At 25.4% G+C, this 10,920-nt stretch carries 15 protein-coding genes, 2 tRNA genes and 1 rRNA gene; 4 read left to right on the forward strand and 14 right to left on the reverse strand.

The window, feature by feature from the left end; translation table 11 throughout:
• Positions 1-30: 30 nt before the first annotated feature.
• The 3 genes from AC4FQW_RS10405 to AC4FQW_RS10415 are packed head-to-tail and all read right to left on the reverse strand — an operon-like array spanning position 31 to position 2,019.
• Positions 31-1,029 (reverse strand): ATP--guanido phosphotransferase, encoded by a 999-nt coding sequence (locus AC4FQW_RS10405; RefSeq protein ID WP_491148950.1) that lies wholly within the window; start codon positions 1,027-1,029, stop codon positions 31-33.
• On the reverse strand, positions 1,022-1,552 hold the full coding sequence (locus tag AC4FQW_RS10410) for a UvrB/UvrC motif-containing protein (protein WP_491148951.1): 531 nt from the start codon (positions 1,550-1,552) through the stop codon (positions 1,022-1,024). Before AC4FQW_RS10410 ends, AC4FQW_RS10405 begins: the two co-directional genes overlap by 8 nt.
• Positions 1,553-1,563: 11 nt before the next feature.
• Entirely contained in the window at positions 1,564-2,019 is a 456-nt protein-coding gene (locus AC4FQW_RS10415; RefSeq protein WP_303130039.1) for a CtsR family transcriptional regulator, read from the reverse strand.
• Positions 2,020-2,162: 143 nt separating this feature from the next.
• Here AC4FQW_RS10415 and AC4FQW_RS10420 point away from each other — a divergent pair, with 143 nt between their 5' ends.
• Positions 2,163-2,798: an MBL fold metallo-hydrolase gene (locus AC4FQW_RS10420; RefSeq protein ID WP_491148953.1), complete on the forward strand. Its 636-nt coding sequence runs from the start codon at positions 2,163-2,165 to the stop codon at positions 2,796-2,798.
• 38 nt (positions 2,799-2,836) lie between these two features.
• On the opposite strand, the gene fdxA is transcribed toward AC4FQW_RS10420, so the two are convergent.
• The 7 genes from fdxA to AC4FQW_RS10455 all read right to left on the reverse strand — a co-directional run bounded on the left by fdxA (position 2,837) and on the right by AC4FQW_RS10455 (position 6,425).
• On the reverse strand, positions 2,837-3,007 hold the full coding sequence (gene fdxA, locus AC4FQW_RS10425) for a 4Fe-4S ferredoxin (protein WP_024615902.1): 171 nt from the start codon (positions 3,005-3,007) through the stop codon (positions 2,837-2,839).
• 100 nt (positions 3,008-3,107) lie between these two features.
• Positions 3,108-3,311 (reverse strand): heavy-metal-associated domain-containing protein, encoded by a 204-nt coding sequence (locus AC4FQW_RS10430; protein ID WP_303130035.1) that lies wholly within the window; start codon positions 3,309-3,311, stop codon positions 3,108-3,110.
• Between the two features lie 9 nt (positions 3,312-3,320).
• Positions 3,321-4,226, reverse strand: coding sequence for a PSP1 domain-containing protein (locus AC4FQW_RS10435; protein WP_303130033.1), 906 nt, complete (start codon positions 4,224-4,226; stop codon positions 3,321-3,323).
• 4 nt (positions 4,227-4,230) lie between these two features.
• Positions 4,231-5,160, reverse strand: a complete 930-nt coding sequence (locus AC4FQW_RS10440; RefSeq protein ID WP_491148955.1) for a DNA polymerase III subunit delta' — start codon at positions 5,158-5,160, stop codon at positions 4,231-4,233.
• Positions 5,161-5,186: 26 nt separating this feature from the next.
• Positions 5,187-5,516: a cyclic di-AMP receptor DarA gene (gene darA / locus AC4FQW_RS10445; protein WP_491148957.1), complete on the reverse strand. Its 330-nt coding sequence runs from the start codon at positions 5,514-5,516 to the stop codon at positions 5,187-5,189.
• A gap of 61 nt (positions 5,517-5,577) precedes the next feature.
• Positions 5,578-6,213 (reverse strand): dTMP kinase, encoded by a 636-nt coding sequence (tmk, locus tag AC4FQW_RS10450; RefSeq protein WP_303130027.1) that lies wholly within the window; start codon positions 6,211-6,213, stop codon positions 5,578-5,580.
• A gap of 23 nt (positions 6,214-6,236) precedes the next feature.
• Positions 6,237-6,425: a sigma factor G inhibitor Gin gene (locus AC4FQW_RS10455; RefSeq protein ID WP_303130024.1), complete on the reverse strand. Its 189-nt coding sequence runs from the start codon at positions 6,423-6,425 to the stop codon at positions 6,237-6,239.
• Between the two features lie 138 nt (positions 6,426-6,563).
• Here AC4FQW_RS10455 and AC4FQW_RS10460 point away from each other — a divergent pair, with 138 nt between their 5' ends.
• Positions 6,564-7,733 (forward strand): zinc-binding metallopeptidase family protein, encoded by a 1,170-nt coding sequence (locus tag AC4FQW_RS10460; RefSeq protein WP_491148959.1) that lies wholly within the window; start codon positions 6,564-6,566, stop codon positions 7,731-7,733.
• Positions 7,734-7,766: 33 nt separating this feature from the next.
• Here the strand turns inward: AC4FQW_RS10460 and AC4FQW_RS10465 are convergent, their stop codons facing one another.
• A complete protein-coding gene (locus AC4FQW_RS10465; RefSeq protein ID WP_303130020.1) occupies positions 7,767-8,276 on the reverse strand; it encodes a hypothetical protein in 510 nt (169 codons plus the stop codon).
• A 303-nt stretch (positions 8,277-8,579) separates the two neighbouring features.
• On the opposite strand from AC4FQW_RS10465, the gene AC4FQW_RS10470 reads away from it, so the two are divergent.
• On the forward strand, positions 8,580-9,527 hold the full coding sequence (locus AC4FQW_RS10470) for a magnesium transporter CorA family protein (protein WP_303130017.1): 948 nt from the start codon (positions 8,580-8,582) through the stop codon (positions 9,525-9,527).
• An 88-nt stretch (positions 9,528-9,615) separates the two neighbouring features.
• On the forward strand, positions 9,616-10,521 hold the full coding sequence (locus AC4FQW_RS10475; protein WP_491148962.1) for a S66 peptidase family protein: 906 nt from the start codon (positions 9,616-9,618) through the stop codon (positions 10,519-10,521).
• Positions 10,522-10,657: 136 nt separating this feature from the next.
• Here the strand turns inward: AC4FQW_RS10475 and AC4FQW_RS10480 are convergent.
• The 3 genes from AC4FQW_RS10480 to rrf all read right to left on the reverse strand — a co-directional run.
• Positions 10,658-10,731 (reverse strand) — tRNA-Cys (locus tag AC4FQW_RS10480).
• 5 nt (positions 10,732-10,736) lie between these two features.
• Positions 10,737-10,812: transfer RNA gene (locus tag AC4FQW_RS10485), tRNA-Phe, on the reverse strand.
• Between the two features lie 7 nt (positions 10,813-10,819).
• A 5S ribosomal RNA gene (gene rrf / locus AC4FQW_RS10490) occupies positions 10,820-10,920 on the reverse strand; the annotation flags it as partial.

The raw sequence follows: 10,920 nt of genomic DNA on the forward strand, positions 1-10,920 counted from the left end.
TTATCCTCCTTACCCTTTATACCATACCAGTTACCCAAAAAGTTTTCTAACAACATTAGCTCTCTCTATATCTATTACTTCATCATTAACATTATCGTGTATCTTAGATTTTATAACTGAACTTTTAACTAAAAAAATTAAATTTTCTATATCATCTAAGTCAAATTCTAAAATGTTACATTCTACACCTAGTCTTAAATCCGATAATAACTCTAAGCATTCTATAAAATTTAATTTCTTTGCATACTTTAATATTCCATAAGCCCTAAAAATTTTATCTTCAATTTCAATTTTAGACTTTTTAAAAATATTATTTCTCTCTTTAAACTCCTCATTTATTATATTTATGATGTTATTTTCTAAATTAGTAATTATATCTTCTTCACTTAAACCTAAACACCATTTATTATAAACTTTATAGAAATTTCCATAAGCACATCCCATTTCTCCATATAGTCCTTCTATAGATAAATCATTAAGTTCTAGTTGTTTTGCTATGTTAGTGATTTTATTAAGCTTAGTTAATACAGGTAAATGTAATGTTATTGAAATTTTGAGACCTGTGCCTAAGTTAGATAAATCAGACATAAGATACCCTAATCTATCATCAAAGGCATACCTAAAATTATTTTCTAATAAATTATCAATTTTATTTAAGTATTTATATATTTCCTTTATATTATTACCATTTTTTTCATAATTTAATCTAATATGTTCATTTTCATTAATAATTATAGTAAAATTTTTTTCATCGCTAATTGCTATACTTGAAAATTCCTTATTTTTTATAACATTATTATTTATAAGACCAATATTTTTATAATAGTCTAAATCATCTACTTCCCAAAGATTTATTGGCTTAATATTTATAATACCTTCTAATAATTTCTCTAATATACTTTTTGAAAGTTCTCTTCCATCTTCAATACTTAATTTATTCGGAAACTTCTTTCCCTTTATATTTCTAAAAAGTTCTATATGACTTTTTACAACTAACTGATTATTTTCAAAATCATTAAAATTATTCATTCTTTAAAATAACCTCTCTAAAATTATTTTCTAACTCCTTTATTTTATCTCTTATATTTGCTGCTTCTTCATAATCTTCCATTGCAATCGAATCTTCCAAATCACACTTTAACTTTATAATTCTCTTTTTATTATTTAAAATATATTCTTCTATCTCTGGAAATTTACCAAAATGTCTGTTCTTTATATTATCTTTACTAAGCTTTTCATTTAAACTATTTCCAAAATATTTATAACACTTTTCACACCCAAATTTCCAATTCTTTGAAATATAATCATAATTCGTGCCACAATTTTCACACTTAACTTTTTTAACTTCATCTCTCTTCTTTTCACTTTTATTTTGTATAATACTTTCTACAAATCCTCTTAATAACTTATCAATATCTTTATCGTAATTGTTATCTAATGTAAATTCTAATTTAGCACATTTACTACATAACCATAATTCTTTAGTAGTATTATTAAGATTTTTTATAATCTTAACGTTTGCTTTATTTTTCCCACACCTCTCACATAGCATAAAAAACCCTCCTATTCAAGTATTACCATCATAATCCCTTTTAATATATCAGATCTTACTTTATTTTTATTATCAACATCTTTCAATGTTTTATCATTAACTGCTATTTTTATAATATTATATTCCTTTTTATTAATTACTTCTGTTTCTAATAAGTTATCTAATAATGCTACTGTATTATGATATGTTATACTATCCCCAATAGATTCATTTATTAATTTTTTTCTACTAACAGGACAAGTATGTTCTACCTTTTTTATAGATATATATCCACCGCCTCCTCTTCTACTTTCTATAACATAACCTTTTTCATAAGTAAATCTTGTACTTAATACATAATTTATTTGAGATGGAGCACATCTAAATTGATCTGCCAATTCATTTCTTTGTATTAAAATTTTATTATTATCATCTTCCTTTATCATTTCTTTTATAAATTTTTCAATTATATCTGTTAATCTTGCCATAATTTCACCTTCACACCTTTTGTTCTTTACTTACCTTGACTTTGTAACATTATATTAATACTTTTCTTACATTCATTCAAGATAATAGGTTTATATATTTTTATTTTGAGCATAATAAATTATATATTATGGAGGTTTCTTTTATGGAAATTACTTGGATTCAAAATTCAACTTTTTTAATAAAAACTTCTATAGGAAAAAGACTTCTTATAGATCCTTTTAATAAATTTAATAGTTGCGATTTATTATACTTAAATCCTAATGTTGTTACAGTTAGCAGTGAATTTTCAACTTCTTTTCCTGAAATATCTAAGGATATAGAACTAATAACATGTGTTGGTTCTTATAATACAGAAATAGGGAAAATAATAGGTTACCAATCTTTTTCAGATAGTTTAAAAGGAACTAAAAGAGGTTTAAATACTATATATACATATGAAATAGATAATCTAAAATTATGTCATTTAGGTTATATTGGTGAAATTCCATCTAAAGAGCTTCTAAGTAAACTAAATGATATAGATATATTATTTATTCCCGTAGGTGGTCATATAAATATATCTGGTAAAGATGCTTTTATTATAGCAAAAGATTTAAATCCCAAAATAATAATCCCTATGAATTACAAAACTTCATGCTCATCATTTTTATTTGAAAGTATAAAGGAATTTTTACTATTATCAAAAGATTTATATAAAAATAAATCTAATTCAATTACTATAAACGAAAGTAATATAAACGATTTTAATAAAATAATATTACTTCCCTCAACCAAATAAAAAAAGACCGTCAAAAGACGATCTTTTTTTCAATGAAATTACTCTTGAACTGGTGCTCCTACTGGACAAACGTTAGCACAATTTCCACAATCGATACAAGTATCTGCATCTATTACGAATTGAGTATCTCCTTGGCTTATAGCATTAACTGGACATTCAGCTGCACATGCTCCACAGCTTATGCATGTATCATTTATTACAAATGCCATATAAAACACCTCCTAAAAAATTATGGTAATTACACCATAATCATTTTATCATGTTTTATACAAATTTTAAAGTACTTTAATAAAAATTAGAATATGTTAATTATATTACTATATATCCGAATTTTTCTATATTATCTATTATATTCTCCAAGCTTATATAATTATTATTAAATATTATCGTTATTTCCTTTTTATCTGATGATATTTCGCTCGCTACTACACCTTCACAAATTGATATTGCACTTTGTACATTCCTTACATCAGTAGAACTTTTAATTCCAGCAACTTTAAGTACTGCTTTCATACTAGCCTCCTACTTTTCTTTTATTAGTTCTTTTATTAGTTTTTTATCTACTTCATCATCTACTACTAATTTTATATCATTTTCATCAATAGAATCTTCGTATGACCCTTCTATAAGTTCTACCTCAGTAATATTAAAGTTTTCTAAGACTTCTTCATCTTTTCTTTTTAATTTTACTTTAACACTTTCTTTTACAATATTATTTTGAACTACTTCTCCTGTTCCTTCAGGTGTTTTTACAATTGAGCCAACCTTAGGTAATTCTTTTCTTATGCTTTCATATGTGCTTTGCTCATAGTTTAAACAACACATTAATCTTCCACATATACCTGATATTTTAGTTGGATTTAATGATAGATTTTGCTCTTTAGCCATTTTTATTGAAACTGAAGCAAAATCTCCTAAGAATGATGAACAGCAAAGAGATCTTCCGCAAGGACCAAGCCCACCTATCATCTTAGCTTCATCTCTAACCCCTATTTGTCTTAACTCTATTCTTGTTTTAAATATAGTAGCTAAATCTTTAACTAATTCTCTAAAATCAACTCTTCCATCTGCAGTAAAATAAAATATAACTTTATTATTATCAAAAGTATATTCAACATCAATTAACTTCATAACAAGATTATGTTCTAATATCTTTTTTGTGCAAATTTCTAGTGCTTCTTTTTCTTTTGCTTTATTTTCCTCATGTTTCTTTATATCATTTTCATCAGCAATTCTTAAAACACTCTTAAGAGGTGATATTATATCTTCCTCTTTAATTTCCTTTATTCCAATAACACATTGACCAAATTCAATACCTCTAGCAGTCTCTACTATAACATAGTCTTCTTTATTTATATTTAAATTGTTTGGATCAAAATAATATATTTTCCCAGCCTTTTTGAATCTTACTCCAATTACTTTTACCATGTAATTATACCTCCAAAAATCCCATAAGCATAACACTAATGCTCATTGCAAAACTAATATTATGCTTTAGATTATCTCTTGCTTCTTCTATATATTTTAGCATTCCATTTAACTTTTTATATGACATCATTTCTATAAGTTCTTCTATATCATTAATCTTATCAGAATTTACTATAATACTCTTATTTCCCAATTCTTTATAAATAATTATATCTCTTATAAAAGTAGCTATCATATTTAATAGTTCTTCTTTTTCATCTTTAAATTCTTGAAATGCCTTCTCGTATTTTATTACTATTTCTGGATTATTATTATTTATATCTTTTAGCATATCTAATATAAGAGTTCTAAGATTTTGAAGATTTTCATCATTTAAAAATCTTAAAGCCCTTCCTGGAATACCTTCTGAATAAGCTAATATAGATAAGATTTCCTCTTCTCTTAAATTATAATTTAAATTAATAAATTCTATCATTTCATTATTATTAAGAGGTGTAAGCTTATATATCTGACATCTTGATTTTATAGTATCTAGTATACTTTCTAAATTTGTTGAAAGTATAATTATAAAAACTCCTGTAGGAGGTTCCTCTATTGTTTTAAGCAATGCATTTTGAGCTTGCATAGTAAGCTTTTCTGAATTATATATTATAATTACTTTTTTATTACCTTCATAAGGTCTTTTATTAACTTCTTCTATAATTTCTCTTACTTCTGAGACCCCTACTGATGATTTTTTACTCTTATAGAAAATAGCATCTACATGTTCTTTTCCAAGTGGCTTATTAAGTATTTTAGATACAAAAATATCAGATATGATACTCTTACCTATTCCATCTCTACCTACTATTAAATGAGCATGAGACAGTGTATTGCTTTCAGCCCTCTTCATAAAGCCATTTATAATTTTATTGTGTCCTACAAATCTACTCAATACACCCTCTCCTTTTTATTCTTATCTCATATTTTTATAAATTTATCTACATCAACAACAAAAACAGTAGCTCCCCCAACTTGTATTTCTATTGGATATTGCATACATAAACCTGCATTTCCTGTAATAGGTGCTGGTGTAGTAACTGTTTCTTTTCTCTTCTTACAAATATCTTTAATAATACTTATAACCTTATCTAAATTTTCTTTTTCTACACCAATAATTAAAGTTGTATTTCCAGCTTTTAAGAATCCACCTGTTGTTGCAAGTTTTGTAACTCCAAACTTATTCTCATTTAAAACATCAATCAAATCATCTGAATCATCATCATTTACTATAGCTATAACTAACTTCATAAATAACCTCCATAATAATTAAATACCCTTAATTATATTTTACCACAAAGTAATATCCATTTTAATCATTATTAAGCATATTAGATATGATATCTTTAACTTCATCAAAAACTTCATTAATTGTTTGCTCAGCATTTATTTTAAATTTATTTTTACTACTTTTATTATAAATTAAATTATATCCTTCTCTAACTTTATTATGAAAATCAATTTTTTCTAAATCTAATCTATTAACTTCTCTATCAGAATTTTTCTTTATTCTATTTAATCCAACCTCAGGGCTTATATCAAATAAAATTGATACATCCGGCATACAATCTCCTATAGCAAACTTATTTATACTATAAACTTCATCCATTCCAAGGCCTCTAGCATATCCTTGATAAGCTAAAGATGAATCTAAAAATCTATCACACAAAACTATTTTACCATCTTCTAATGCTGGAATAACTTTTTCTACTAAATGCTGTCTTCTTGCCGCCGCATAAAGTAAAGCTTCTGTTTTACCATCCATCTTAACATTTTGCTTATTAAGTATAACTTCTCTTATCTGTTCTGCTATACTTATTCCACCTGGTTCTCTAGTCTTTATTACACTATACCCCATTTCATCAAGCCAATCGTATATCATATCAATCATTGTACTTTTTCCTGAACCTTCTCCACCTTCAAATACAATAAAATTTCCTTTTTTCAATATCGTTACCTCTTTCTTTGAATTTATTTTAATATGCTTTTTATCTTTTTTACATAAAAATCATAATTATATTCATCTGGAGTAATATTTACTATATCTTCCTCACAGCAAGGGCAAATAAAATTGCCTTTTATCATTATACCATTGTCACTAATATTTCCACACACAGCACAAACATTTTCCTTTATTTTTTTATTAATTAATCCCTTCATAAAAATCTCTCCTTTATCCATAAATTTATTTATCTAGAGTTTGTCCATTTATTTATTTTTATATACTTTATATAAAAATAAATATTTTTTTATATATAGGTAAAAATAATAAAGAATATTTATCGGGAGGGCACTTTTATGAAACAAGAAATGATTAGTTATCTTTCAACTCATGATAAAGAAATTTCAGATTTATGTAAATATCTTTATCATAATGCTGAAGAAAGCTATAAAGAAACTAATTCTTCAAAATATATATCTAATCTTTTAAAAGAACATGGTTTTTCAGTAGAAAATAATTATTTAGATTTTCCTACAGCCTTTTATGCTAAAAAAGGTTCAGGACACCCTAAAATATGCTTTATATGCGAATATGATGCTGTTAAAGATAAAGGACATATAACAGCCCATAATGGTTTAAGCACAATATCATATATAGCAGCTATTTCATTAGGCCATATTATAAATAAATTAAATTATGGAACTGTTATAATTATAGGATGCCCTGGAGAGTATGCAGGCGGTACAAAAGATGTAATGCTAAAACAAGGTGTCTTTGATGATGTTGATGTAGTTATGGTTTCTCATCCTGATACTACAACTTGCGAAAGTGGTACATCTTCAGCTGTAATTCCACTTAGTGTAAAATTTACAGGTCATGATGGATTGAGTTTCCTAAATTCAAAACCTTATACATCATTAGATGCTATACTTTTAACTCTTAATATATTAAATTCTATTACTAAAGGCTTCTGCAATGATATTACAATTAACTCTGTAATATCAGAAGGTGGGGATACCCCTTTATTGGTTCCAAAAGAATCAGAATGTAAATTTTATATAAGAGCTTCAACTATAAATCATGCAAGTTTTGTTGAAAATAAAATTAAAGAAATTGCAGAATTCATATCTAAATTATTAAATATTGAAGTAAAAACTTCATTATATCAATTTTCTAGTGATGAACTTGTAAGTAATAAAACTTTAAATCGATTATACAATCATAACTTAAAGGAATGTGGAATTATAAATATATGTCCATCAAAAAATATAAATGCAGCAATTTCATTAGGATCTATAAGTAAAAAAGTACCTTTAATACATCCATATATATCAATAGTTGAAGATGAAAAAATTGCTTATGGAACAACTGATTTTGCTAACTGTACAATTTCAGATTTTGCTATTAATCAATATAAAAAATCTGGTTTAGCACTTGCTTGTACAGGTTTTGATATACTAACAAATCAAAACTTACTTTCAGAAATAAAATCAGAATTTTTTAATTATACATCTAATATTAAATAAAAAATACCCAAGAAACTAATTCTTGGGTATTTTTTATTTAAGTAATTTATTATCTCTTAATTTTAATATATTTCTTTTAACTCTATTAATAAAACATTCACTAGGTTGAAAATAAAACTTATAGTAATTATTATCAACTTTATATATGCAACAACATTGTTCAAATTTTAATTTATTACATCCATAGCTGCCAACAAGTTTTGCCTCTATATTTTTGGGTTGTTTACCTTTTTTGCCTAAATAAACAATATCTGATATTTTTATACTAGTTAAATTTTTCTCATCATTAGAAAAAATCTTATTCACTATAAGCTTGTTCGCTATTAAAGCGTATTTGTAAGAAACCTTGCATTTTAAAAACTCCCTTATTATAACTAAAACTGCTATCAATGCTATTATTAACTTACATAAAAGCAAAGTCTTCCTACTACTAAAATCAATAATTTTAAGAGCTTCTTGAGCATATAACATAAAAGTTATAACAAATAATGCTATTCCTATTACTGGAGCTTTCTTTTTGGCAACTATTTCCTTATGCATCATATTTAAATCCCCCATGATTTAATCAAATATTTATAAACATAGAAATGATTATACTAGTAATTCAAGTTTTATTCCATATTAATATAAGTCAAATTTTTTTATTATTAGCCTGTTAATCGTATTAAATAGGTTTTATCTTTATTTATCTAATTGTTTTTATATTATCCTTTGATTATCTTCAATTTTAAAAATAAAATTAGCAATATAATTGTATCTATATATTTTTTCTTTTTATTTATAGCTTTATTTTATATTTATTAATTAAATAGTATAATATAATTATATATTAATGGAGGTTTTAAGATGATTCAAATATTTAAAACAATAGATGATAATAATAAAAATCTCAAGCAGCTTGATAACATAGAGCAAGGTTCTTGGATAAATATAGTAGCCCCATCTGATGAAGAGCTTATTTTAATCTCAAATAAGACAGGTATATCTTTAGATTTTCTAAAATCATCATTAGATGATGAAGAAACCTCTCGTATAGATATAGAAGATGATGTTATTTCAATAATAGTGGATATTCCCTTCACAGAAATGGAGGATAATTCTTTAACTTATGATACATATCCACTATCAATAATACATACAGATAAATATTTAATAACAGTTTGCCTTAAAAATAGTAAAATTTTAACTGATTTTATAAATGGGAGAATAAAATCTTTTTATACATTTAAAAAATCAAGATTTATTCTTCAAATATTAAATAGAATATCAACATACTATCTTTTATATTTAAGACAAATAGATAAAAAAAGCTTAATGATTGAAAAAAGGCTTCATAAATCAATGAAAAATAGAGAACTTATTCAATTACATTCACTTGAGAAATCATTAGTTTATTTTTCAACTTCATTAAAAGCAAATGAAATAACATTAGAAAAAATGCTTAAACTAAATATAATTCAAAAATATGAAGCAGATAAAGATGTGCTTGAAGATGTAATAGTAGAAAATAAACAAGCAATAGAAATGACAGAAATTTATAGCAACATCCTTGCTAGTACAATGGATTTCTTTGCTTCAGTTATTTCTAATAACTTAAATATAGTTATGAAAGTATTAGCATCAGTTACTATACTTATGGCTATACCAACTATAATAGGTGGTATATTTGGTATGAATGTATGGCTACCAATTTCACCAAATGACCCATCTGGATTTTATATAATAATGTTTATGACTATATTTATTTGTGCAATAGCCGCTTGGATATTATATAAAAATGATATGTTTAGATAACATCTTTTTTTTAAAATCATAATATAAATATTATTAATAAATAGTGAGCTTAAATTAAGCTCATTTTTTATAGGAGGAATTTTATATTATGATAAAAGGTAAAATTTTAAATACTAATTCTACAATTGGTATTATTTCTCCAGCTTCTTGTAGCGAAGATATAATTATAAATACTTATATTAATAAATTTAAATCTCTAGGACTTAAAATTGTAAAAGGACATCACATTTATGATAAATATGGATACTTTTCTGGAACAGATCTAGATAGAGCAAAGGAATTAACTGATATGTTTTTAGATGATTCAATAGATGGAATTATATGCTTTCGTGGTGGATATGGATCTATTCGTACCCTTCCTTATATAGATATATCTATAATAAAAAATAATCCTAAATTCTTCTGTGGATATAGTGATATAACTATATTATTAAATTACTTTGCAAATAATGGTCTAATAACATTTCATGGTCCAATGATAAAATCTAACTTTGATGATATTTTAACATTATCATATCTAAAAAGAATGTTGTTCAATCCTACTAAAGGATTTATTTACGATTTTTCTAACTGTATAAAATTTAATAATAATTATTTTTCCGGTAAATTAATGGGTGGAAACTTATCAATGATATGTTCATCTATAGGTACTCCATATGAGATTAATTTAGATAATAGTATATTACTTTTAGAAGAAGTAAACGAACCACCTTATGTAATAGATAGATTATTAACCCAATTATTACTTTCATCTAAACTTAATAAATGTAACGCTATTATTATAGGACATATGACTAATTGCACTGATGATAATAATTATAGCTTTAATATCCTAGATATAATAAAAGATATACTTGTACCTTTAAATATACCTATAATACTAAATGTTCCTTTTGGACATTCTTATCCTAATTTAACTTTTCCAATAGGATGTTATGCAAACTATAATAAAAAAACAAATCAACTTGTATTATGTGAAAATTCACTTCTATAAAATTTAATCCACAAATATACAAGTTATTCACAATAGCATTTATATATTTAGTGGATAAGTTGTTATATAAGAGATATTTTTGTGAATAATTTTAAAAACAAAAAAGTCTGTAAACTTTGTTTACAGACTTTTTTTATGGAGGCGCCACCCAGATTTGAACTGGGGATGAAGGTGTTGCAGACCTCTGCCTTACCACTTGGCTATAGCGCCATATATGGTGGCTCGAGCAGGAATCGAACCAGCGACACGAGGATTTTCAGTCCTCTGCTCTACCGACTGAGCTATCGAGCCACACCATACCTAGCAACGTCCTACTCTCCCACACGGTCACCCATGCAGTACCATCGGCGCTATAGAGCTTAACTTTCCTGTTCGGAATGGGAAGGAGTGTTTCCTCTA

This window comes from Clostridium sp. TJA085, assembly GCF_058310235.1.